The organism is Sphingomonas morindae (genome assembly GCF_023822065.1).
GTDB lineage: Bacteria > Pseudomonadota > Alphaproteobacteria > Sphingomonadales > Sphingomonadaceae > Solisphingomonas > Solisphingomonas morindae.
The window spans coordinates 174,175-195,830 of the sequence record NZ_CP084930.1 but is presented as its reverse complement, the minus strand read 5'-3'; the positions used below and the strand labels follow the sequence as shown (position 1 = coordinate 195,830).

Below are 21,656 nucleotides of genomic sequence, written 5' to 3'. Positions count from 1 at the left end.
AGGCGAAGGCGGGTGCTCACCCTATCTTTACCGAAACGGCCCATGCTCCCGGGCGAGGGGATCGGGAATTGGGTGCTCGGGCGCGGCATCGTGCCGCAGGAGACATTTCTTGCTCTACGACGCATATGAAATTCAACGCTCCTTCCTCTCCGGTGCCAGCCTCATGGCGAATTTCGGCGCGGGCTGGATGCAGAATCCCGCCAATCCGCTCGCGCACACCCAGTTCGGGCCGATGATCGCGTCGGGGCTCGATGTCTTCGCCCACGCCTCGCAGCCGCGCGGCAAGCCGGAGTTCAACCTGCCCTTCACCGTGCTGCCCGATGGCCGCGAGGTGGCGGTCCGCGAGGAGGTCGTGCTCCGCAAGCCGTTCGGTCAGCTCAAGCATTTTGTACGCGAAGGGGTGGAGGGCGGCCCCCGGCTGCTGATCGTGGCGCCGATGTCGGGCCATTATGCCACGCTGCTGCGCGGCACGGTGGAGCGGATGCTGCCGAGCGCCGATGTCTACATCACCGATTGGCGCGACGCCAAGCTGGTGCCGCTCGCCGATGGCCGCTTCACGCTCGACGACTATGTCGATTATCTGATCGAGTTCCTCACCGTCGTCGGTCCCGGCGCGCATGTCCTGGCGGTGTGCCAGCCGACGGTGCCGGCCTATGCCGCCGCCTGCCTGATGAACGCCGACAAACATCCCTGCCGCCCCCGCACGCTGACGATGATGGGCGGCCCGATCGACACGCGCGAGGCGCCCACGGCGGTCAACACCGTCGCCACGCAGCGGCCGCTCGCCTGGTTCCAGAACAATGTCATCGCCACCGTGCCCTTTTTCTATCCCGGCGGCGGCCGCAAGGTTTATCCCGGCTTCCTCCAGCTGGCCGGCTTCATGGCGATGAACCTCGGCAACCATCTGATGAGCCATTACCGCATGTTCCAGCAGCTGGTGGACGGCGATGGCGAGAGCGCCGAGGCGACCAAGGCCTTTTACGAGGAATATCGCTCGGTCTGCGACATGACCGAGGAATTCTACCTCCAGACGATCGAGGATGTGTTCCAGCGCCACAAGCTGCCCAAGGGCGAGCTGCTGCATCGCGGGCGCAAGGTCGATCCCGCCGCCATCACCGATACCGCGCTGCTCGCCATCGAGGGCGAGCGTGACGATATTTCCGGCATCGGCCAGACCCGCGCGGCGCTCGTCCTCGCGACCGCGCTCGATCCCGCCCGCAAACGCTATTATTTGGCGAAGAATGTGGGGCATTACGGTATCTTCAACGGGCGCCGCTGGCGCGAGATCATCGCGCCTGTGCTGGAGGCGTGGATCGCGGCGCATGAGGGCTGAGGGCCGGCCGGCCGCCGCCACCGCGCTTCTGCTCGCCGCGCTCGCCGCCACGCTTCCGGCCGCCGCCTCGGTGCCGCGCGCCCCCGCCGCGCCGCGTGTCGCCGCCGCCAGCGCCGACGATGCGCGCCTGCTCGCCCAGGCGGCGGATCGCGCCGATGCCGGCGATTGCGCGGGCGTGCTGGCGCTGCTGGATCCGCTGGTCGCCGGCGCCGCGCCCGTGGCGAGCGGGACGCGCTTCTCCGCCCAGCTGCTGCGCATGCCCTGTCTCGCCGCCACCGGCCGGGGCAAGGAGGTGGCGCCGGTGCTGGCCGAGCTGCAGGCGCGCGCGCCGCATCATCCGCTGGTGCGCGCCTTCGAGATCTTCATCGCCGCCGATCAGGGCCGCTTCGACGCGGCGGCGGACGGGCTGGCCGCGATCGCCGACGAAGGCTCGCCCGCGCTGCAGCTGATGCCGAGCAGCCTGTGGCGGGCCCTGGCGCAGCGCCTCACCGTCGCGGGGGATATCGCCCGCCGCGATCGCACCGCGCTCGCGCTCGCCCGCGCCGGCTGGACCCCGGAGGATCGCCCCGAGCTGGCCGAGAGCCTCGCGCTCCAGGGGATCGGCACGCTGCTCGACAGCGGCGAGACGGCGCAGGCGCGCGCGCTGCTGGCGCGGGTGCAGCGTCCCGCCGCCTTGTGGGATATGGCGATCCAGCGCCGCTATGCGCCGCTCTGGCCGGCGATCGAGGCGCGGCTCGGGGCCGCGTCCGGCGTGGCGGCGGATCGCTTCGCGCGCACCGCGCTCGCCGCCTTCGCCGCCGCCCCGAACGAGGATCGCGCGCGGCTGGATGCGGTGCGCGCCTTTATCGCGCTGGGGCGCGGCGCCGATGCGGAACGCACCGCCGCGCCGGTGGCGGCGGTGCCCGGGCTGGGCGAGGATCGTCTCGACATGGCGCTCGACGATGCCACCGCCAAATCGGCGCGCGGCGCCGGCCAGGCGGCGATCGATCGCGTCCTGCCCTTCGCCCGGCTCGATCTCGCGCGCACGCCCGAGGCCACGGCGGCGATCATCGTGCTCGGCGAACTCTATGAGGAGGCGGGCGATCATGCGGCGGCGCTGGCGCTCGCCCGCACCACGCTCGCCCGGAACGGGCCCTTTTCGGCGTTCGGCACCGCCTGGCTCAGGCGCACCGAGGTGTGCGCGCTCGCCGGGCTCGGCGAGCAGGCGCAGGCCGCGCGGGCCGCCGATGCGATGCGCGCCACCGCCGGCGACAATCAGCCCGCCGCAGTGGAAGCCGCCTTGTGCGCCAACCAGGACGATGCGGCCGAACGGCTCGCCATCGCCGCGCTCGCGACGCGCGACGGCGCGAGCCGGCTGGCGGAGCAGTTCCAGCCCCAGGGCGCCTTCTTCCTCCATCCGCCCGGCCGCATGCGCGCGCGCTGGGCGGCGCTGCTCGCGCGGCCGGCGGTGCGCGCCGCCTTTGATCGCGTGGCGCGCATCCTGCCCGAACGCCTCTGGCCCGCCGCCACGCCGCGCGCGCTGCCCGCCCCGCCGCCGCCGCCCGCCGACGGCCTCACCTCGACCTGATCGCCATGACCGATCCAATCCGCATGGGTGTGCGCATCGAACGCTGGCCGGTGGCCGGCGCCTTCATCATCGCGCGCGGCGCCAAGACCGAGGTCGACGTCGTCCTCGTGACCTTGAGCGACGGCGCCTATCGCGGGCGCGGCGAGGCGACGCCCATCTATTATCATGGCGAGACGGCCGAGAGCGTGAAGGCGCAGCTTCTCGGATGCGCCGAGGCGGTGGCCGCCGGAGCGCGGCGGCGCGATCTGGCGGGGCTGCTGCCGCGCGGCGCGGCGCGCAACGCGCTCGATGCCGCGCTCTGGGATCTCGATGCCCGCCGCTGCGGCCTGCCGGCATGGCGGATCGCGGGCCTGAGCGAGCCCCAGCCGCTGGCCACCGCCTTCACTTTGTCGCTCGCCGATCCCGCCGCGATGGAGGCGGACGCGCGCGCCGCCGCTTCCCGCTATCCGCTGCTCAAGCTCAAGCTGGCGGGCGAGGGCGATGTGGCGCGCGTCGCGGCGGTGCGGCGCGGCGCGCCCGAGGCGCGGCTGATCGTGGACGCCAATGGCTCCTGGGCGCCGGACGATGTCGTCGCGCGCGCGGGCGCGCTGGTGCCGCACCGGGTCGAGCTGATCGAGCAGCCGCTGCCGGCGGGCGCCGATGCCGCGCTTGCCGGGCTGGCGTCGCCCATTCCGCTCTGTGCCGACGAAAGCTGCCAGGATCGCGCCGATCTCGCCGCCTGCATCGGCCGCTACGCAGCGATCAACGTCAAGCTCGACAAGGCCGGCGGCCTGACCGAGGCGCTCGCGCTGATCGCCGAGGGGCGGGCGGCGGGGCTCAAGGTGATGGTCGGCTGCATGCTCTCCACCTCGCTCGGCATCGCGCCCGCCTTCCTCGCCGCGCAGGGCGCGGACTGGGTGGATCTGGATGCGCCGCTGCTGCTCGCGCGCGATCGGCCCGAAGGCTTCCGCTTCGAGGGCGGCGTGCTGCGACCCGCCGCGCCGGGCCTGTGGGGCGATGGCTGAACGCCGCGCGGCCGCCCCGGCGGACAGGGGCGGCCCCATGACACAAGGCCTCCGGACGGGATCATGACAAAAGGCCCGGCGGTTCGCACCGCCGGGCCTTTTTCCGAACCGATCGCGATCGATCAGGCCGAGTAATACATGTCGTACTCGACCGGGCTGGGCGTCATCTCCCAGCGATACACGTCGTTCCACTTGAGCTCGAGATAGGCGTCCAGCTGGTCGCTGGTGAAGACGCCGCCCTTGAGCAGGAAGGCGTGATCGGCCTTGAGGCTCTCCAGCGCCTCGCGCAGCGAGCCGCACACGGTCGGCACCTGCGCCAGCTCGGCCGGCGGCAGATCGTAGAGATTCTTGTCCATCGCCTCGCCGGGATGGATCTTGTTCTCGATGCCGTCGATCCCCGCCATCAGCAGCGCCGCGTAGCAGAGATAGGGATTGGCCAGCGCGTCGGGGAAGCGGAACTCCACCCGCTTGGCCTTGGCGCCCGTGCCATAGGGAATGCGGCACGAGGCCGAGCGGTTGCGCGCCGAATAGGCGAGCAGCACCGGCGCCTCGAAGCCCGGCACCAGCCGCTTGTAGCTGTTGGTGGTGGGGTTGGTGAAGGCGTTGAGCGCCTTGGCATGCTTGATCACGCCGCCGATGAAATAGAGGCAGGTGTCCGACAGGCCGGCATAGCCTTCGCCGGCGAAGAGCGGCTTGCCCTCGTTCCAGATCGACATGTGCGTGTGCATGCCCGAGCCATTATCGTCCTTGATCGGCTTGGGCATGAAGGTGGCCGTCTTGCCATAGGCATGGGCCACCTGGTGCACGACATATTTGTAGATCTGCATGCGGTCGGCGGTCTGCACCAGCGTGCCGAAGGTCAGGCCCAGCTCGTGCTGCGCGGAGGCGACCTCGTGGTGATGCTTGTCGCAGGGCAGACCCATCTCGAGCATGGTCGAAACCATCTCGCCGCGAATGTCCACCGCCGAATCGACCGGCGCGACCGGGAAATAGCCGCCCTTGGCGCGCGGACGATGGGCCATGTTCCCGCCATCATATTCGCGGCCGGAATTGGTCGGCAGCTCGATATCGTCGATCTTGTAGTAGCTGGTCGAGTAGCTGTTCTCGAACCGCACATCGTCGAACATGAAGAATTCGGCCTCGGGGCCGACATAGACGGTGTCGCCGATCCCGGTGGACTTGAGGAAGGTCTCGGCGCGCTTGGCGGTGGAGCGGGGATCGCGCGCATAGAGTTCGCCGGTCGAAGGCTCGACGATGTCGCACACCAGGATCAGCATCGGCGTGGCCGAGAAGGGATCGATCCACACCGCGTCGAGATCGGGCTTGAGCACCATGTCGGACTCGTTGATCGCCTTCCAGCCCTCGATCGACGATCCGTCGAACATCAGGCCGTCGGTCAGCTCGTCCTCGCCCAGCACCGAGGAGACCATGGTGAGGTGCTGCCACTTGCCCTTGGGGTCGGTGAAGCGGAGATCCACCCACTGGATCTCCTTCTCCTCGATCATCTTGAGGATGTCGGACGCCGTATTCGCCATGAGAAATGCCCTTTCCCGCTATGTCTTGTCAGTCGAACGATGCCCGCGCGGCGCGCGCTCAGATGGCGTCGCGGCCGCGCTCGCCGGTGCGGATGCGGATCGCGGTTTCCACCGGCAGGACGAAGATCTTGCCGTCGCCGATGCGGCCGGTCTGCGCCGCCGCCTGGATCGCTTCCACGACCCGGTCGGCGAGCGGATCGTCCACCACCACCTCGAGCTTCACCTTGGGCAGGAAGTCGACGACATATTCGGCGCCCCGATAGAGTTCGGTATGGCCCTTCTGCCGGCCAAAGCCCTTCGCCTCGGTCACGGTGATCCCCGAAACGCCCACCTCGTGCAGCGCCTCCTTCACCTCATCCAGCTTGAAGGGTTTGATAATCGCCTCGATCTTCTTCATCGCGCTCCTGTCCCCCGAGCCGCTCGTCCGGCTCAATAAGCGTGCGAGGCGAAGCACCGCAAGCGGTGCGCGCCCGCCCCGGCCGGCAAAGCCCGACTCTGCCTGATAAGCGGGCAAAAACCTTCACACCTGCCCGCTAAATAGGCAAGTTCGTGCCGCACCCTCGCCGCATTTGGCCGGCAATTTTCAGCCATGTACCCGCTTTCCCCCCATGCCGTCCTGCTCGCCGCGGGACTCGGCTCGCGGCTCCTGCCGCTGACGGCGGACCGGCCCAAATGCCTGATCGAGGTCGGCGGCCGGACCATATTGGATCATCAGGTCTCGGCGCTGCGCGCGGCCGGCATCGCCGGCATCACCATCGTCGGCGGCTATCGCTTCGATCGGCTCGCCGCCTATGTCGCGGCGCGCTGGCCCGATCCCGGCGAGCGGCCCGAGCTGGTGTTCAACCCCTTCTATGCCGTGTCCAGCTCGATTGGCAGCGTGTGGGCGGCGCGGCATCGGCTGGAGGGCGCCTTCTGCCTGCTCAATGGCGACACCATCTACGATCCCGGGCTGGTCGCCGCCGGCCTTTCGCGGCTGCGGAGCGGCATCAATCTGTTCGTCGAGCCGATCGGGATCGCCGAGCCCGACGACATGCTCGTGCAGCTCCACGGCGACCGCGTGCTGGCGGTAGCCAAGGATCTTCCGCGCAGCCGCGCCGGCCACCGCTCGCTCGGCTTCATCGTCGCCGACGGCGCCGATCATGGCTATGGCCGCGCGCTCGAGCGGGTGATCGCGGAAACGGGGGGCGCCCAGGCCTATCACCACGCGATCGTCGATCGCCTCGCGCACGAAGGCCGCGTCCTGCCCGTGCCCTTCGCCGGCGACGCCTGGGCCGAGATCGACCGCCCCGAGGATATCGCCCGCTGGCGCGGCGATCGCGCGCCCGATCGGGATGACGGCGCGGCGGCGGCGCGGCGGGCGGCGGGCGCGGCGCGGTCGTGAGCGGGCCGGTGGCGAGAGGGCCGGCATGAGCCGGGCCTCGCCGCGCATCGCCTTTCTCTTCCTCGGCGAAACGCTGCTCATCCCGCATCTCTATCCGATCCTCGAAGCGCTCGCGCTGGCCGCGCCCGCGCTCCGCGTCGAGGCCTGGACGATCAGCTCGGTGCATGAGGGGCTGATCGCCCGCTGGCTCGACGAGGCCGGGATCGCCGCGCGCGTGCGGCTCCGGCGCGCGCCCGGGTGGCGGGCCTATCCGCACCTCGTGCGGGGCGAAAATCCGCCGCTGCCGGCCAAGCTGCCGGTCCTCGCCCGGCTCGCGCCGCGCCTGCTCGCGGCCGATCTCGTCGTCTGCGCGGAACAGACCAGCCTCTGGCTACCCCGGCTGCTGCCCTTTTTCCGCCGCCGCTTCATCAAGACGGCGCATGGCGCGGGCTCGATGAGCGCGCGCGACGATGCCCGCCGCCGCGCCGCGCATGTCCAGCTGCTGCCCTCGGCGCGCGAGAAGGACACCTATCTCGCGCGGGGCTTCGCCGAGGACCGGCTGATCGTCACCGGCTATGCCAAATCCGCCTTTCGCGGGCTGGCGCGGCCGTCGCGCCTGTTCGCCGATGATCGCCCCGTGCTGGTCTATGCGCCGCACTGGCAACGCCACCGCTCCTCCTGGTGGGCCTGGGGGCGGGCGATCGTCGCCGCGCTGGTGGCGCAAGGGGCGTGGAACGTCATCCTCGCCCCCCATCAGCGGCTGATCGAGAAAGATCCGGGGCTGCGCGCGGTGCTCGCCGAGGCGGCGCGCGCGCCGCACGTGCATGCCGATGTCGATGGCTTCGCCATGGTCGATGGCAGCTATATGGGAGCGGCCGATCTCTATCTCGGCGATACCTCCAGCCAGGTGCTGGAATTTCTCGTCCGCCCGCGCCCTTGCGTCTTCCTCAATCCCGATCGCCTCGATTGGCGCGCCACCGACGATCACGGCTTCTGGGCATGCGGCGAGGTGATCGACCGGCTGGACGCGCTGCCGGACGCGCTCGCGCGCGCCGCTGCGCTCCACCCCCGCTACGAGACGGCGCAGCGCGCCTGCGTGGCGGCGTCGCTCGGCGTCACCGGCCCCGCCGCCGCCGAGGCGGCCGCGCAGGCGCTGATCGCGCTCATTCCTCGCTGAGCCAGCTCCGCAGCGGCCCGCGCCGCCGCGCCGCGAAGGCGCCGAGCAGCTGGCCGGCATGGACCAGCAGCGACAGGAGCGACCACCAGGCCACCGCCTCCAGCCCGCGATCGGGCCGGCCGGCGGCCAGCGCCACGAACAGGATCGCCATATTGGGGTTGCGGCGCGCGGTGAACAGCCGGAACCAGGTATCGAACCGGCGCCACACATGGATGTGCATGCCGAAGGCGCGGATGAACAGCCCCTCGATCAGCCGCTGCGCCGCATAGGCCGCCATGATCGCCACCATGATCGCCACCAGCCGCGCATCGTCGAGCGGATGCGCCGTGGCGCGCGTGCCCAGGCCCCAGGCGAGCCACCAGATCGGCGGATGGATCAGATCCAGCCCGTGATCGAAGATATTGCCCCACCAGGAGGAGGTGATGGTGCAGCGGGCGAGCTTGCCGTCCACCGTGTCCAGCACCATGAACAGAAAGCCCAGCGCCAGGCCGCTCCAATAGTCGCCCCGCGCGAACAGCAGGGTGGCGGCGATGCACAGCAGGCTGCCGATCGTCGTCACCATGTTCGGGCTGAGCCCGGCGCGCGCCGCCATGCGGGTGAGCGCGAAGGCCGCCTCGGGCCAGAGATATTTGGTGAGCAGATCGGTCGCGCCCTTATAGGCGCCGTAATAGGAGCGGCGCTCGATCTCGGGCGCGGTCTGCCGGGTTAGCGGCTCGACGAACGGGCATTCGCGCTTGCGCAGCGCATGATTGTAGAGCGTCGGCCGCGCGTCATAGTCGATCACCGTCAGGCCCGGCGCGTGCGGATCGTCGATGCCCGCGGGCAGATGCGCCAGCACGGGGCGGCCGCCGGCCTGCAACACCGCGCCGGGATGCGCCAGGATATGCTTGAACCATTCGGGATCGAAGGCGAAATGCGTGTCCGCCCAGAGCGTGGCGGCGGGTGCGGCACCGGGGCCCGGCGGGCCCGGCGGCACCGCGGCCTGGGCACGCGCCATGCGCCTGATGCGTTCGGCGTTGCTCATGCCCCAGAGCGTCACGGGATTGTCCCCCGCCAGCACGAGGTTCGGTTTTTGCGCGACCACAACTCTACTCCCGGCGTTCGGACCAACGCCGAGGCGACAGCTATGGGCGTCGTCCCTGATGCGCAAGCATGGCTGAACCCGGCCACGCTCACCCAGGCCACCGCGATCCAGCGCGCCATCGCCGCGCGCGTGGAGATGGTCGATCGCTTCCCCGCCGCCCCCAGCCTCGCCGGTGCCGACACGTCGATGCGCTGGCGCGACAGCCGCGGCCCGATCCATGCCGCCATCGCGCCGCTCGCGGGCGCGGCGGCCACCGCCACGATCGTGCCGCCCTTTCCCTATGTGCCGGGCTATCTCGGCTTTCGCGAGGCACCGGCGCTGCTCGCCGCCTGGGCGCGGCTGGCGGAAAAGCCCGATCTGCTGATCGTCGACGGCCAGGGCCGGGCGCATCCGCGCCGCTGCGGCATCGCCAGCCATATTGGCGTGCTGCTCGACTGGCCGACGATCGGCGTCGCCAAGTCGCTGCTCTGCGGACAGGTCGAGGGGGTGCTGGGCGAGGCGGCGGGGGCGACGGCGCCGCTGGTCGATCGCGGCGAGCTGATCGGCCTGGCGCTGCGCAGCCGCGCCCGTGCCAAGCCCATCTTCGTCAGCATCGGCCACCGCGTCAGCCTGGAGAGCGCGCTCGCGCTGATCCGGTCGGTGGGCGAGGGCCGCCGCCAGCCGCTGCCGATCCGGCGCGCCCATGATGCCGCCAACGCCGCCCGCCGCGCCTGGGAGGCGGCGGGCGCCACGTCGGCGTGAGCGGCCCGGCTCAGCCCTTGTGCTGCGCCTTCCAGGCCTTCACCGCCGCCAGCGTCTTGGCGACATGGCCCGCCGGATCCATCGCCGAATAGGCGAAGAGGATCCTGCCATCGGGCGCGATGACATAGCTGGTGCGGTTGGCGCGCGAGGAAGTGGCGAGCTTCACGTCATAATCGGCGATGATCCGCGGCGTCGCCGAGCCGACCGCGAACTTGTTGCGGCATTCGGCCACCGAGAAGCGGTTGAGCACGTCGATCGGATCGGCCGACATGCCGATCACCGTCGCGCCCAGCTTGTGGAACTCGTCGGTCGCCTCGGCGAAATCATGCGCCTCCACGGTGCAGCCCGAGGTGAAGGCGGCGGGGTAGAAATAGAGCACCACCGGCCCCTTCTTCAGCGCGCGCGCCAGATCGAAGGGCATCGGCTTGCCCGCCAGGCTCGCCTGGGTGGCGAAGCCGGGCGCGGGCGCCCCCACGGGCAGCGCCGCCATCGCCGGAGCGGTGCACAGCAGCAGCGCGGCGCAGGCGGGGATCAGCGGCATCTTCATCGGACAGGCGCTCCTCAGAAATAGGGAGGCTTGGTATAACCCGCCGGCGAGAGCGTGAAAATCTCGCAACCGCTCTCGGTGATGCCGATCGAATGCTCGAACTGCGCGGAGAGCGACCGGTCGCGCGTCACCGCCGTCCAGCCATCGTCGAGCATCTTCACGTCGGGCCGCCCGATATTGATCATCGGCTCGATGGTGAAGATCATGCCGGGCTTCAGCTCGGGCCCGGTGCCGGGGCGGCCGATATGCACCACCTCGGGCGCGTCGTGAAACACGCGGCCCACGCCATGGCCGCAGAAATCGCGCACCACGCCGTAGCGATGCTTCTCGGCATAGGTCTGGATCGCATGGCTGATATCGCCCAGCCGATTGCCGGGCCGGGCCTGTTCGATGCCCAGCATCAGGCACTCATAGGTGACATCCACCAGCCGCCGCGCCTTGAGCGGCACGTCGCCCACCAGGAACATGCGGCTGGTATCGCCATGCCAGCCATCCACCACGGGGGTCACGTCGATATTGACGATATCGCCCTCGCGCAGCGCCTTGGGGCCGGGAATGCCATGGCAGACGACATGGTTGATCGAGATGCACGAGCTGTGCGTATAGCCGCGATAGCCGAGCGTGCCGGGCACCGCGCCGGCATCCAGCGTCAATTGCCGCACCATGTCGTCCAGCGTCTCCGTGGCGACGCCGGGCACCACGTGCGGCGCCAGCGCATCCAGGATCGACGCGGCCAGCCGCCCGGCCGCGCGCATCCCGGCGAAGCCGGCCTCGTCATAAAGCTTGATCGCGCCGTCGCGCTCGATCACGTCCTCGGCGGACACGGAAACATAGCTGGTCATCGCCGCTATATAGCGTCTCGCGCCCGGCTCCGCTATGCCGGCGCGCGATGGACGCGAACCGTATCTGGAAAGCCGCCCTCGTCGTCATCGGCGACGAGATCCTGTCCGGCCGGACGCAGGACCGCAACATCGCCCAGCTGGCCAGCTGGCTCAATGTCCAGGGCATCCGCCTGGCCGAGGTGCGCGTCGTCGCCGATGACGCCGCCGCGATCGGCGAGGCGGTGACGACGCTCGCCGGCCGCAACGATTATTGCTTCACCACCGGCGGCATCGGGCCGACGCACGACGATATCACGGTCGATGCGATCGCCGCCGCCTTCGGGCTCGAGGTGGTGGTGCACCCGCGCGCCCGCGCGATCCTCGAAAGCTATTACGCCACGCGCGGCGGCCTCACCGAGGCGCGGCTGCGCATGGCGCGGGTGCCGGCGGGCGCGACGCTGATCGAGAACAGCGTGTCCGGCGCGCCGGGCATCCGGCTCGGCGCGATCTTCATCATGGCCGGCGTGCCGCACATCACCGCCGCGATGCTCGAGTCGCTGACCGGCACGCTCGAGGGCGGGCTGCCTGTCGTGTCGCGCACGCTCGGCTGCTGGGTGGGCGAGAGCGAGGTGGCCGATCTGCTCCGCGAGGCCGAGCGCGGCCATGAAGGCTGCCAGATCGGCAGCTATCCCTTTTTCCGCGAGGGGCGGGTGGGCGCCAATTTCGTGGTCCGCTCGGTCGCCGCCGAGGCCGCAGAGCGCTGCGTGGACGATCTCGCCGCCGCGCTCGGCGCGCTCGGCCACGAAACGGTGCGGGGCGGCATCTAGCGCCCGCCGTCGCGCGGCACGCGCGGCGCCGGCTACGATCGCCGCCCGCCTCCGTCCCCGCGCTCGGGAACGCGCCCCTCAGTCCGGTGCGCGGCGCGCGGCCATCATCTCCGCCATGTCCGCGCGCCCGTCCGCGCGCAGGCCCTGCTCCACGCCGATGCGATTGCGCTCGGGCTGGTTCTGGCTGAGCTTCCACTTGCCCTCGATGTGCGACACCGGGATCTCGAGCCCGACTATGCCACCCATCTGCGCCGCGACGAATCCGTCGGGCGCATCCTCGAGCCGCCATGGCCGCGCGCGGCCGCCTTCCTGCGCGTCCGTCAGCTGGTCGATCTGCGCGCGCAGCCACACCGGACAATCGATCACCCGGGGCGTGCCGCGCACCTGCACCATGATGTAGTTCCAGGTCGGCACCACCTTCCCATGCTCGGCCTTGGTCGGATACCAGCCGGGGCTGACATAGGCCTGCGGCCCCTGGAAGATCACCAGAACCGGCGCGGACTGCCTCAGATCCGCCAGCTGATCATTGGCCCTGGCCAGATGCGCGCGCAACACGGCCGCCGCGCCCTCGCCATGCAGGGTGAAGGGGATGAGGTTCGCGGTCAGCCCCGCCGCGCCATGGCTGACGAGCGTCGCCAGCGGGTGGGCGCGGATGGCGGCATGCAGCCTCTCGGGGTGCGTTTCGCGAAAGGCCGGCGGACGATACATCCGCCCGACGTAGCGCGGCGCGGGGAACTAGGCCATCGCCACGGACCGAAAACGCCGGCGCATGGCGCGCGCGCCGGGGCATAGGAGCGCGCGGGCCGCCCGCCCCCGGAGAGGCCGCGCGCGGCGCCAAAAACGCACACGCCCCGCCGGCCCGGATCGGGGCAGGCGGGGCGGCGGGTCTTGGGCCGGGGCCGGCGCGGGGCTCAGCCCTGCAGCGGCATCTGCATCATCATATTGTGGTTGAGATGGTACATCACCCAGAGCGAGCCGCCGAGGATGATCGCCAGCACCATCACCGTGAAGCCCAGCGCCCACAGCGTCCAGCGGTCGGTCGAGCCGTCGAGATGGAGGAAATAGACGAGGTGCACCACCATCTGCACCGCCGCCGCGCCCATGATCAGCCAGACCGCCGTCGCACCCGAGACGCTGCCCGCCATCACCGCGCCGAAGGGCAGGATGGTGAGCAGCACCGCCGCCACGAAACCGATCACATAGGGCTTGAGGGTCGGCGCATGGTCCGCCGCGTGCGCGTGCGCGCTCATGCCGAAACTCCCATCAGATAGACGAAGCTGAACACGCCGATCCAGACCACGTCGAGAAAGTGCCAGAACAGCGACAGGCAGGTCAGCCGCCGCAGCGTCATGTCGTTGAGCCCGAATTTGGCGAGCTGGACGAGCATTACCGTCATCCACACCAGCCCGGCGGTGACGTGCAGCCCGTGCGTGCCGACCAGCGCGAAGAAGGAGGAGAGCCAGCCCGATCGGTCCGGCCCGGCGCCTTCCGCGATCAGCTTGGCGAACTCGTTCACCTCCATGCCGATGAAGCCGAGGCCGAGCAGCGCGGTGACGACCAGCCACGCCATCGTCATGCCCTTGCGGCCCTGGTGCGCCGCGATCATCGCGATGCCGTAGGAGAGCGAGGAGAAGAGCAGCAGCGCCGTCTCCACCGCCACATAGGGCAGCTCGAACAGCGTGCGCGGCGTCGGGCCGCCGGCAAAGGCGGTGGACATCACCGCATAGGAGGCGAACAGGCCCGAGAAGAGCACGCAGTCGCTCATCAGGTAGATCCAGAAGCCGAGCTTCACGGTCCCGGCCTGGTCGTGATGCCCGTCCTCCTCGCCATGGCCGTGGCCATGGCCGAGCGCGTGCGGATCGAAGGTGGTGCTGGTCATGTCAGGCGGCCTTGGCGAGTGCGGCGTTGCGACCCTCGGTCTCCGCCACCTGTTCGGCGGGGACGTAATAGTCGCGGTCGGTGTTGAAGGCGTGGACGATCGAGCAGCCGATCACCGCCACGAAGCTGGCGATGGCGAGCGGCCACATGTGCCACACCAGCGCGAAGCCCAGCGGCACGCCGAGCAGGCCGATCACGAAGCCCGCCCAGGTGTTGCGCGGCATGTGGATCGGCGCGAAGACCGCCGGCACGGGCCGCGCGCCTGCCTTCTTCATCAGGTGCCAGGCGTCGAGCCCGGTGATCTTGGGCGTCTCGGCGAAATTGTAGAAGGGCGCGGGCGAGGCCACCGCCCACTCCAGCGTGCGGCCGTTCCAGGGATCGCCCGTCAGGTCGCGGTTCGCCTCGCGGTCGCGGATGCTGACGACCAGCTGCGCGGCCTGGAGGATGATGCCCGTGAAGATGATCGCGGCGCCGCAGGCGGCGACGATGAAATAGGGCTGCCACGCCAGGTTCTGATAATGCTGGAGGCGCCGCGTCACGCCCATGAAGCCGAGCGCGTAGAGCGGCATGAAGGCCATGTAGAAGCCGATCAGCCAGCACCAGAAGGCGGCCTTGCCCAGGCGCTCGTTGAGCGTGAAGCCGAACGCCTTGGGGAACCAGTAGTTATAGGCCGCGAAACAGCCGAACACCACGCCGCCGATGATCGTATTGTGGAAGTGCGCGATCAGGAACAGCGAGTTGTGGAGCACGAAATCGGCCGCGGGCAGCGCCATCATCACGCCGGTCATGCCGCCGATGGTGAAGGTGATCATGAAGCCGATCGTCCACAGCACGGGCACGGTCATGCGCACCCGGCCCTTGTACATGGTGAACAGCCAGTTGAAGATCTTCACGCCCGTCGGCACCGAGATCACCATCGTGGTGATGCCGAAGAAGGTGTTGACGTTGGCGCCCGAGCCCATGGTGAAGAAGTGGTGGAGCCAGACCACGAAGGACAGGCCCGCGATCGCCATGGTCGCGTAGACCATCGACTTGTAGCCGAACAGCGGCTTGCCCGAAAAGGTCGAGACGATCTCGGAGAAGGCGCCGAACATCGGCAGGATCAGGATGTACACCTCGGGATGGCCCCAGGCCCAGATCAGGTTCACGTACATCATCGGGTTGCCGCCCGCGTCGTTCGTGAAGAAGTGGAAGCCCAGATAGCGATCGAGCGAAAGCTCGGCCAAGGTGATGGTCAGGATGGGGAAGGCCGCGACGATCAGCATGTTGGTGCAGAGCGCCGTCCAGGTGAACACGGGCATCCGCATCATGTGCATGCCCGGCGCGCGCATCTTCAGGATGGTGGCGATGAAGTTGACGCCGGCCAGCGTCGTGCCCACGCCCGAGATCTGCAGCGCCCAGATATAATAGTCGACGCCGACGCCGGGCGAATAGGTCAGCTCCGAGAGCGGCGGATAGGCCAGCCAGCCGGTGCGCGCGAACTCGCCGATGAAGAGCGACAGGTTGATCAGCACCGCGCCCGACACGGTGAGCCAGAAGCTCAGCGAGTTGAGATAGGGGAAGGCCACGTCGCGCGCGCCGATCTGGAGCGGCACGACGAGGTTCATCAGCCCGATCACGAAGGGCATGGCCATGAAGAAGATCATGATCACGCCATGGGCGGTGAAGACCTGGTCGAAATGGTCCGGCGGCAGATAGCCGTGCGCGCCGCCGGCGGCGAGCGCCTGCTGCGAGCGCATCATGATCGCGTCGGAAAAGCCGCGCAGCAGCATCACCGCCGCGAGGATCACGTACATCACGCCGATGCGCTTGTGATCCACCGAAGTCAGCCATTCGCGCCACAGATAGGGCAGGTGCCGCCCCTTCAGCACGAAACCCGCGATCGCCAGCGTGACGATCCCCATGAACGCGGTCGCGCCCATGATGATCGGCTCCTGGTACGGAATGTCCGCAAGCGTCAGCTTGCCGAAGATGAGACTCATGTCCTTCAATCCTGGTGGGCGTGGCCGGGCGTATGGGCGGCGTCGTTGGGCACCACGGTGCGCTGCTCGCGCACGGGGTTCATGCCGGCCATAAGGATGCCGTTGAAGAGATTGGGCGAAACGCTGCCATATTGGCGGACCGGCAGGTTTTCGCTCGGTTTCTCGAGCGCGTGGTACGAAGCGAGGTCGAGCGCGCCGGGCGCCTTGCGCGCGGCCGCGATCCAGGCGTCGAAGCCTTTCTGGTCCATCGCCTTGGCGGCGAAGCGCATGTCGGCGAAGCCGTCGCCCGAGAAATTGGCGGAGATGCCCTCATAGGTGCCGGGCTTGTCCGCCAGCAGGTGCAGCTTGGTCTGCATCCCGGCCATGGAATAGATCTGGCTGCCGAGGCGCGGGATGAAGAAGCTGTTCATCACCGAGGCCGAGGTGATCGAGAAATTCACCGGCCGGCCCACGGGCATGGCCAGCTCGTTCACGCTCGCCACGCCATATTCGGGATAGATGAACAGCCATTTCCAGTCGAGCGAGACGACCTGCACCTCCACCGGCTTGGCCGCCGAGGCGATCGGCCGGAAGGGATCCAGCCGGTGCGTCGTGTCATAGGCGATCCAGGCCAGTGCGGCGACGATCAGCGCCGGGATCGTCCAGATCACCACCTCGATCGCATTGCTGTGCGACCATTCGGGCGCATAGTCGGCGGCGAGGTTGTTCGCGCGGTAGCGCCAGGCGAACCCCAGCGTCATCCCGATCACCGGCACCACCACGATCAGCATGAGCAGCGTGGCCCACAGGATGGTGGAGCGGTTTTCCATGCCGATCATGCCCTGCGGCGCGACCAGCGCCCAGTCGCACCCCGCCAGCAGCGTCAGCGGCGCCAGGGCGGCGAGGCGGAGGGCCCGGCGGGGATGGATCTTTGCGGCCATTGCGATGTTGTACCTATGCGGAGGCGCCGCGAGCGCGACGCGCAAGACTGTGGATACGGGCGAGAGCGGAAGGCTCTAGGGCTCGCTTCGTGGCCGTTTTCGGCTCGTGCGATGGCGCGTTGGACGACTCACGGAATGGTTCCGTGGACCAAATTTCGTCGCATCTCAATACGGAATTGCGCAGCGCATCATGCGTTCGCTGCATCCTGGCACAGGGAGGCGGCACGCACCGCGCTGCGGCTGCGAACAGCCTGTCAAGCTAAAAAGTCTAAGCATGACGAATTCGCGTGACAAGCGTTGGAAAGCGGCAGACGCTGAACGGGCCGGAACAGGATGGCGGCGGTTTTCCGTCGATCGCTCCAGCCGGCGAAGAGGAGAAGCCTGATGCACAACCGCCTGTCCGCGAACCTTTGCTGTTCGTCGGCCCTGTTGTTCGGCCTGACCTTGTTCACCGCCGGCTGCACCGTGCCCAGCGAACCGACCATCGCGATCGGATTGTTCCTGCTGTTTGCCGCCATCACCTGCCTGATCGGGCTCAACTATCCGCAGCCTGGCGAGAGCCGGCCGCTGGCCGGGGCGACGATCCACCGATTTCCGGGCCGGGCAAAAAAGTCTCTCACGCCGGGCTTGCCAGGGGCGCATGGCTGAGGCATAGGCCCGCCTCGCCCGACGGCGCCCTGCGCGGCGGGCTGTTCCCCGGTAGCTCAGCGGTAGAGCAATCGGCTGTTAACCGATCGGTCGCTGGTTCGAATCCGGCCCGGGGAGCCATTTTCCAGATTTCGCCGTCACGCCGCCCGCCGCGCTCGCGGCGCGCGCCGCCTATGCCGCGTCCGCGCTCAGACGGCGAACTGCTCCATGGTGATGCGATCGTCCAGCGCATGGTCGGGATCGAACAGCAGTGACAGGCAGGTGGCGCGGTCGATGCCGACGCGCACCAGCGCCACGTCGCGTACCTCGCGCTGATCGGCCACCGCCGAGACCGGCCGTTTCACGGGATCGAGCACGCGGAAGCTGATCTTGGCGCTTTCGGGCAGGATCGCCCCGCGCCAGCGACGCGGGCGGAAGGCGCTGATCGGCGTGAGCGCGACCAGCCCCGAGCCGAGCGGCAGGATCGGCCCCTGGGCGGAGAGATTATAGGCGGTCGAGCCCGCGGCGGTGGCGGCGAGCACGCCGTCGCACACCAGCTCCGGCAGCACCACGCGGCCATCCACGGACACTTCGATCCAGGCAGTCTGGCGCGTCTCGCGCAGCAGCGAGACTTCGTTGATCGCGGCGCTGGAGAAGCTCTCCCCGTCCACCGTCTCGGCCTCCATCCGCAGCGGCGTGACCGAGAAGCGCCGCGCGCGCGCCAGCCGCTCGTCGAGCGCGTCCATCCGCCACTCGTTCATGAGAAAGCCGACCGTGCCGAGATTCATGCCAAACACCGGCTTGATGCGGTGGCGGTCCAGCATGGTGTGCAGCGTCTGGAGCAGAAAGCCGTCGCCGCCCAGCGCGATGACGATATCGGCCTCGTCCAGCGGCACGAATTCGTAGCGCTGCGCGAAGGTGGCGGCGGCCTGCTGCGCGGCGGGCGTCGGCGAGGCGACGAGCGCCAGCCGGCTCTCGGTGCGGCGCGTGTCGCGCCCGCGCACGCCGTTCATCCGCCGGTGACGCTCATGTGCCGCGCCACCGCCGGCGCCGCCGCGTCGATGCGGAACTCGTGGCGCAGCGGCTTCAGCCCCAGCGCCGCGTCGATCGCGGCATCCAGCGCCGGCCGCCCGCCCGTCCGCCACGCCTGTTTGAGATCGACGCGGTCGTCATGGCCCAGGCACATGTACAGCCGGCCGGACGCGGTGAGCCGCACGCGGTTGCAGCCGTCGCAGAAATTGCCGGTGAGTGGGGTGATGAAGCCGATCCGCGTGGTGGTGCCCGGCACCAGCGCGTAGCGCGCCGGCCCGCCCGAGCGGTGCCCGTCGGCGATCAGGCCGAACCGCTCCTCCAGCGTGCGGCGCACGCCATCCAGCGGCAGATAGCGATCGGTGCGATCCTCCTCGACCACGCCGAGCGGCATGGTCTCGATCAGCGTCAGATCATGGCCGGCCGCCGCGCACCAACGAAGCATGTCGCCAATCTCGTCCTCGTTCAGGCCCTTCAGCGCCACCATGTTGATCTTGATGGCGAGCCCCGCGGCGCGGCCAGCGGCGATGCCCTCCAGCACGCGGCCGAGATCGCCGGTGCGGGTGATGGTGCGGAACCGCTCCGGATCGAGGCTGTCCAGGCTCACATTCACGCGTCGCACGCCGGCCGCGTACAGCGCCTCGGCATGATCGGCGAGGCGGGTGGCGTTGGTGGTGAGCGTCAGCTCCTCCAGCGCGCCGGTGGCGAGATGCCGGCCGATGGCGCGGGCCAGCGCGGGCAGGCCGCGCCGCACCAGCGGCTCGCCCCCGGTCAGCCGCACCTTCTTGATCCCGCGCTCGACAAAGGCGGTGACGATCGCCTCCATCTCCTCGAGCGTCAGCACCTCCGCGCGCGGCAGGAAGGTCATCGCCTCGCTCATGCAATAGCGGCAGCGCAAATCGCAGCGATCCGTCACCGACAGGCGCAGATAGGTGATTCGGCGGCCGAAACCGTCGATCAGCGGGGCGGCCTGAGGGCGGGGCGACGCATCCATGTCGCGCACAGCTAGGATGCCCTCCGGCTCGGGACAAGGGCACGGTGTCGCAAAGCGATAGGGCCAGCATGGGACAGGGCGTAGGGGTTACGCAATTGGCGCGAGGCCGCGCGGCTCCTAAGCAGCGCTTGTCGGCCGTGGGGGCATCGTCCCTTTGGGGCGGGGAGGTTTCGATTACCGATCTGGTGCCGGCGGGTGCGGTCCCGCTGTTTCTTCTGTCCATCCGCCATCGCGATGAACTCGCGCGCATGGTCGAGAAGGCCGGCTGGCCGGTCATCGCCGCGCGCCGCCCGCATGGGCTCGAACGCCGCTTCCTCGCCTCCGGGGCGGCGGTGGCGCTGATCGATGCGCGCGAGGCGCTGGTGGAAGGCCTGGCGGCGGCGCGCGCGCTGGCCGATGCCGTGCAGGCCAATGGCGCGGCCATGCTGGTGCTCCTCACCCGGCGCGACGCCTCGGTGATCGCCGCCACCTTCGAGGCCGGCGCCACCCATTATCTCGCCGGTCCGGTCAGCGAGGGCGAGCTGCTCCAGGCGCTGCGCTTCGCCACCCGCCATGCCGAACGCCTAGCCGGGGGCGAGCAGGGCTTCCGCCGCCGCGCCGCGCTGGTCGCGGAGGAGGCCAAGCTGTGGCGCTGGTCGCCGTCGCTGCCGCACCGCGTGGCGCTGAGCGCGGCGCTGGCGGGCGCGATAGGCCACCCCACCGAGCCGGAAACCGTGGCGCGCGGCGCGCTGCTGCCCGCGCTCGGCCGCGGCGGGCTGCGCGCCGCGCTCCAGGCGATCGAGCGCGTGCTGGCGCGCGGCGGGGTCGCCTCCTTCGCGCACAACGCGCCCGACGGGCGCCGCGTGGCGCACCATCTGATGGCGGAAGGCGGCGCGATCATCGGCCATGTCGAGCCGGTGGACCAGGGCTTCGGCGTCGAGAATGCGCCGCGCGATCCGCTCACCGGGCTGGAAGACATGCGCGGCGCCCGGCGCTGGCTGGAGGGACGGCTCGGGCATCGCGCCGATCTGGATCCGCCGCTGGTGCTGATCCTGATCGGGCTCAGCCGGTTCGACATGGTGAACGCCGCCTTCGGGCGCGCGGTGGGCGATACCATCATCCGCGCCGTCGGCCGCCGGATCGAGCGGCTGGCGGTGCCCGGCCATGGCCGGCGGCGGCTGGTCGCGCGGCTGGCGGGGGCTGAGTTCGCGGTCGGGCTGCCGGGGCCGACATCGCTCGAAGAGGCGGAGCTGCTCGCCACCGAGCTGGTCGGCGCGATCGCGCGGCCGTTCGTCGCGGGCGATCATGTCGTCACGCTCGCCGCGCGGGTAGGGATCGCGCCGGCGCGGGCGGGCGCGCGCGATGCCGGCGATCTGCTGCGCCAGGCCAGCCTCGCGCTCGCCGACGCGCGCGAGGGCGAGACGGCGCGGGTGCGCGTCTTCACCCATGGCGAGGAGAGCCGCCGCGCCGAGGATCGCCGGCTGGAGCTGGATCTGCGCCTCGCGCTCGACGAGGACCGGATCGAGATACTGTGGCAGCCTCAGGTCTCGATCGCGACCGGGCGGATCGTGGGGGTGGAGGCGCTGGCGCGCTGGCGCCATCCGCTGCTGGGCGAACTGGGCGCCGAGGCGCTGTTCGCCGCCGCGGAGCGCTCGGACTATCTCGTCGAGCTTTCCACCCATGTGCAGGAAAAGGCGCTCGCCACCGCCGCCGGCTGGACGGGGCCGCTGGGTCGGCTCCATGTCGCCATCAACGTCGCCGCCGCCGATATCGCCGAGCCCAATTTCGCCGATGCGCTGCTCGCCCGCATCACCACCGCCGGCCTCGCGCGCGAGCGGATGACGGTGGAGGTGACGGAAAGCGAGCTGATGACCGATCTCGGCGCCGCCGCCGCGCTGCTCGCCCGGCTGCGCGCCAGCGGCGTGCGGGTGGCGATCGACGATTTCGGCACCGGCTATTCCAGCCTCGCCTATCTCAAGGCGCTGCCGCTCGACGAGATCAAGATCGACCGCCGGCTCGCGCAGGATATCGCGGGATCGGCGCGCGATCGCATCGTCGTCCGCTCGGTGATCGACATGGCGCGGTCGCTCGGCCTCGCCGTGGTCGCCGAAGGGGTCGAGACCGAGGAGCAGCTGACCCTGTTGGCGCAGGAAGGCTGCACCTTCTTCCAGGGCTTTCTGTGCGCGCCGCCGCTCGACGTGCCGGCCTTGGCGCGGCTGATCGAGCGGCAGCAGACACGCGGCTGACGGGC

At 69.8% G+C, this 21,656-nt stretch carries 21 protein-coding genes and 1 tRNA gene; 10 read left to right on the top strand and 12 right to left on the bottom strand.

The genetic code is table 11. The features are described 5' to 3' along the window. Nucleotides 1-109 precede the first annotated feature (109 nt). From LHA26_RS00905 to dgcA, 3 genes are read left to right on the top strand one after another with little or no spacing between them, the layout of a single operon-like run. Entirely contained in the window at nt 110-1,333 is a 1,224-nt protein-coding gene (locus LHA26_RS00905; RefSeq protein WP_252166882.1) for a polyhydroxyalkanoate depolymerase, read from the top strand. Next, on the top strand, nt 1,323-2,900 hold the full coding sequence (locus LHA26_RS00900) for a hypothetical protein (protein ID WP_252166881.1): 1,578 nt from the start codon (nt 1,323-1,325) through the stop codon (nt 2,898-2,900). The genes LHA26_RS00905 and LHA26_RS00900 overlap by 11 nt, the downstream gene beginning before the upstream one ends. A 5-nt stretch (nt 2,901-2,905) precedes the next feature. Next, nucleotides 2,906-3,904: an N-acetyl-D-Glu racemase DgcA gene (gene dgcA, locus LHA26_RS00895; RefSeq protein ID WP_252166879.1), complete on the top strand. Its 999-nt coding sequence runs from the start codon at nt 2,906-2,908 to the stop codon at nt 3,902-3,904. Between the two features lie 122 nt (nt 3,905-4,026). Here the strand turns inward: dgcA and glnA are convergent, their stop codons facing one another. Both glnA and LHA26_RS00885 read right to left on the bottom strand, forming a co-directional pair. After that, nucleotides 4,027-5,439 carry a type I glutamate--ammonia ligase gene (gene glnA, locus LHA26_RS00890; RefSeq protein WP_252166878.1) on the bottom strand — a complete coding sequence of 471 codons (1,413 nt, stop codon included), beginning with the start codon at nt 5,437-5,439 and terminating at the stop codon, nt 4,027-4,029. A 58-nt stretch (nt 5,440-5,497) separates the two neighbouring features. Beyond that, the gene (locus LHA26_RS00885; RefSeq protein WP_252166877.1) at nt 5,498-5,836 is read right to left on the bottom strand and encodes a P-II family nitrogen regulator; all 339 of its coding nucleotides are present in this window, start codon (nt 5,834-5,836) and stop codon (nt 5,498-5,500) included. Nucleotides 5,837-6,028: 192 nt separating this feature from the next. Here LHA26_RS00885 and LHA26_RS00880 point away from each other — a divergent pair, with 192 nt between their 5' ends. Further along, the gene (locus LHA26_RS00880; RefSeq protein WP_252166876.1) at nt 6,029-6,820 is read left to right on the top strand and encodes a phosphocholine cytidylyltransferase family protein; all 792 of its coding nucleotides are present in this window, start codon (nt 6,029-6,031) and stop codon (nt 6,818-6,820) included. A gap of 25 nt (nt 6,821-6,845) precedes the next feature. Beyond that, complete coding sequence (locus LHA26_RS00875) at nt 6,846-7,976, top strand: CDP-glycerol glycerophosphotransferase family protein (protein WP_252166875.1); 1,131 nt, start codon at nt 6,846-6,848, stop codon at nt 7,974-7,976. On the opposite strand, the gene LHA26_RS00870 is transcribed toward LHA26_RS00875, so the two are convergent. Beyond that, complete coding sequence (locus tag LHA26_RS00870) at nt 7,963-9,000, bottom strand: CDP-alcohol phosphatidyltransferase family protein (RefSeq protein WP_252168437.1); 1,038 nt, start codon at nt 8,998-9,000, stop codon at nt 7,963-7,965. The two genes, LHA26_RS00875 and LHA26_RS00870, sit on opposite strands and share 14 nt — an antisense overlap. A 102-nt stretch (nt 9,001-9,102) precedes the next feature. Here LHA26_RS00870 and LHA26_RS00865 point away from each other — a divergent pair, with 102 nt between their 5' ends. After that, entirely contained in the window at nt 9,103-9,801 is a 699-nt protein-coding gene (locus tag LHA26_RS00865) for an endonuclease V (protein WP_252166874.1), read from the top strand. Nucleotides 9,802-9,811: 10 nt separating this feature from the next. Here LHA26_RS00865 and LHA26_RS00860 read toward each other — a convergent pair whose 3' ends face one another. Next, nucleotides 9,812-10,348, bottom strand: coding sequence for a peroxiredoxin (locus tag LHA26_RS00860; protein ID WP_252166873.1), 537 nt, complete (start codon nt 10,346-10,348; stop codon nt 9,812-9,814). Nucleotides 10,349-10,362: 14 nt separating this feature from the next. After that, nucleotides 10,363-11,190, bottom strand: a complete 828-nt coding sequence (map, locus tag LHA26_RS00855) for a type I methionyl aminopeptidase (RefSeq protein ID WP_252166872.1) — start codon at nt 11,188-11,190, stop codon at nt 10,363-10,365. 47 nt (nt 11,191-11,237) lie between these two features. On the opposite strand from map, the gene LHA26_RS00850 reads away from it, so the two are divergent. Continuing rightward, on the top strand, nt 11,238-11,996 hold the full coding sequence (locus LHA26_RS00850) for a competence/damage-inducible protein A (RefSeq protein ID WP_252166871.1): 759 nt from the start codon (nt 11,238-11,240) through the stop codon (nt 11,994-11,996). A 78-nt stretch (nt 11,997-12,074) separates the two neighbouring features. Here the strand turns inward: LHA26_RS00850 and LHA26_RS00845 are convergent, their stop codons facing one another. The 5 genes from LHA26_RS00845 to cyoA form a co-directional block, all read right to left on the bottom strand. Beyond that, on the bottom strand, nt 12,075-12,704 hold the full coding sequence (locus LHA26_RS00845) for an FMN-binding negative transcriptional regulator (RefSeq protein ID WP_252166870.1): 630 nt from the start codon (nt 12,702-12,704) through the stop codon (nt 12,075-12,077). 203 nt (nt 12,705-12,907) lie between these two features. Beyond that, nucleotides 12,908-13,246 (bottom strand): cytochrome o ubiquinol oxidase subunit IV, encoded by a 339-nt coding sequence (gene cyoD, locus LHA26_RS00840; protein ID WP_252166869.1) that lies wholly within the window; start codon nt 13,244-13,246, stop codon nt 12,908-12,910. Beyond that, entirely contained in the window at nt 13,243-13,875 is a 633-nt protein-coding gene (gene cyoC / locus LHA26_RS00835) for a cytochrome o ubiquinol oxidase subunit III (RefSeq protein WP_252166868.1), read from the bottom strand. The genes cyoD and cyoC overlap by 4 nt, the downstream gene beginning before the upstream one ends. 1 nt (nt 13,876) lies before the next feature. Beyond that, nucleotides 13,877-15,856, bottom strand: a complete 1,980-nt coding sequence (gene cyoB, locus LHA26_RS00830) for a cytochrome o ubiquinol oxidase subunit I (protein ID WP_252166867.1) — start codon at nt 15,854-15,856, stop codon at nt 13,877-13,879. 5 nt (nt 15,857-15,861) lie between these two features. Continuing rightward, nucleotides 15,862-16,776 carry a ubiquinol oxidase subunit II gene (gene cyoA, locus LHA26_RS00825; RefSeq protein ID WP_252166866.1) on the bottom strand — a complete coding sequence of 305 codons (915 nt, stop codon included), beginning with the start codon at nt 16,774-16,776 and terminating at the stop codon, nt 15,862-15,864. Nucleotides 16,777-17,160: 384 nt separating this feature from the next. Between cyoA and LHA26_RS00820 the strand changes: the two genes are divergently transcribed. Beyond that, a complete protein-coding gene (locus tag LHA26_RS00820) occupies nt 17,161-17,424 on the top strand; it encodes a hypothetical protein (protein WP_252166865.1) in 264 nt (87 codons plus the stop codon). Nucleotides 17,425-17,469: 45 nt separating this feature from the next. Beyond that, a tRNA-Asn gene (locus tag LHA26_RS00815) sits at nt 17,470-17,544 on the top strand. A gap of 68 nt (nt 17,545-17,612) precedes the next feature. On the opposite strand, the gene LHA26_RS00810 is transcribed toward LHA26_RS00815, so the two are convergent. Further along, the gene (locus tag LHA26_RS00810) at nt 17,613-18,407 is read right to left on the bottom strand and encodes an NAD kinase (protein ID WP_437441227.1); all 795 of its coding nucleotides are present in this window, start codon (nt 18,405-18,407) and stop codon (nt 17,613-17,615) included. Nucleotides 18,408-18,412: 5 nt separating this feature from the next. Then, nucleotides 18,413-19,426: a GTP 3',8-cyclase MoaA gene (moaA, locus tag LHA26_RS00805; protein WP_252166863.1), complete on the bottom strand. Its 1,014-nt coding sequence runs from the start codon at nt 19,424-19,426 to the stop codon at nt 18,413-18,415. 248 nt (nt 19,427-19,674) lie between these two features. Between moaA and LHA26_RS00800 the strand changes: the two genes are divergently transcribed. Next, entirely contained in the window at nt 19,675-21,651 is a 1,977-nt protein-coding gene (locus LHA26_RS00800; RefSeq protein ID WP_252166862.1) for a putative bifunctional diguanylate cyclase/phosphodiesterase, read from the top strand. The last annotated feature ends 5 nt before the right edge of the window (nt 21,652-21,656 follow it).

Excerpts from the sequence above, each read along its gene's own strand:
- glnA (WP_252166878.1), bottom strand. The coding sequence starts at position 5,439 with ATGGCGAATACGGCGTCCGACATCCTCAAGATGATCGAGGAGAAGGAG.
- LHA26_RS00800 (WP_252166862.1), top strand. The coding sequence starts at position 19,675 with ATGGTCGAGAAGGCCGGCTGGCCGGTCATCGCCGCGCGCCGCCCGCAT.
- cyoC (WP_252166868.1), bottom strand. The coding sequence starts at position 13,875 with ATGACCAGCACCACCTTCGATCCGCACGCGCTCGGCCATGGCCACGGC.
- cyoD (WP_252166869.1), bottom strand. The coding sequence starts at position 13,246 with ATGAGCGCGCACGCGCACGCGGCGGACCATGCGCCGACCCTCAAGCCC.
- dgcA (WP_252166879.1), top strand. The coding sequence starts at position 2,906 with ATGACCGATCCAATCCGCATGGGTGTGCGCATCGAACGCTGGCCGGTG.
- map (WP_252166872.1), bottom strand. The coding sequence starts at position 11,190 with ATGACCAGCTATGTTTCCGTGTCCGCCGAGGACGTGATCGAGCGCGAC.
- cyoA (WP_252166866.1), bottom strand. The coding sequence starts at position 16,776 with ATGGCCGCAAAGATCCATCCCCGCCGGGCCCTCCGCCTCGCCGCCCTG.
- LHA26_RS00845 (WP_252166870.1), bottom strand. The coding sequence starts at position 12,704 with ATGTATCGTCCGCCGGCCTTTCGCGAAACGCACCCCGAGAGGCTGCAT.
- LHA26_RS00850 (WP_252166871.1), top strand. The coding sequence starts at position 11,238 with ATGGACGCGAACCGTATCTGGAAAGCCGCCCTCGTCGTCATCGGCGAC.
- LHA26_RS00885 (WP_252166877.1), bottom strand. The coding sequence starts at position 5,836 with ATGAAGAAGATCGAGGCGATTATCAAACCCTTCAAGCTGGATGAGGTG.
- moaA (WP_252166863.1), bottom strand. The coding sequence starts at position 19,426 with ATGGATGCGTCGCCCCGCCCTCAGGCCGCCCCGCTGATCGACGGTTTC.
- LHA26_RS00865 (WP_252166874.1), top strand. The coding sequence starts at position 9,103 with ATGGGCGTCGTCCCTGATGCGCAAGCATGGCTGAACCCGGCCACGCTC.
- LHA26_RS00820 (WP_252166865.1), top strand. The coding sequence starts at position 17,161 with ATGCACAACCGCCTGTCCGCGAACCTTTGCTGTTCGTCGGCCCTGTTG.
- LHA26_RS00880 (WP_252166876.1), top strand. The coding sequence starts at position 6,029 with ATGTACCCGCTTTCCCCCCATGCCGTCCTGCTCGCCGCGGGACTCGGC.
- cyoB (WP_252166867.1), bottom strand. The coding sequence starts at position 15,856 with ATGAGTCTCATCTTCGGCAAGCTGACGCTTGCGGACATTCCGTACCAG.
- LHA26_RS00860 (WP_252166873.1), bottom strand. The coding sequence starts at position 10,348 with ATGAAGATGCCGCTGATCCCCGCCTGCGCCGCGCTGCTGCTGTGCACC.
- LHA26_RS00870 (WP_252168437.1), bottom strand. The coding sequence starts at position 9,000 with ATGAGCAACGCCGAACGCATCAGGCGCATGGCGCGTGCCCAGGCCGCG.
- LHA26_RS00900 (WP_252166881.1), top strand. The coding sequence starts at position 1,323 with ATGAGGGCTGAGGGCCGGCCGGCCGCCGCCACCGCGCTTCTGCTCGCC.
- LHA26_RS00875 (WP_252166875.1), top strand. The coding sequence starts at position 6,846 with ATGAGCCGGGCCTCGCCGCGCATCGCCTTTCTCTTCCTCGGCGAAACG.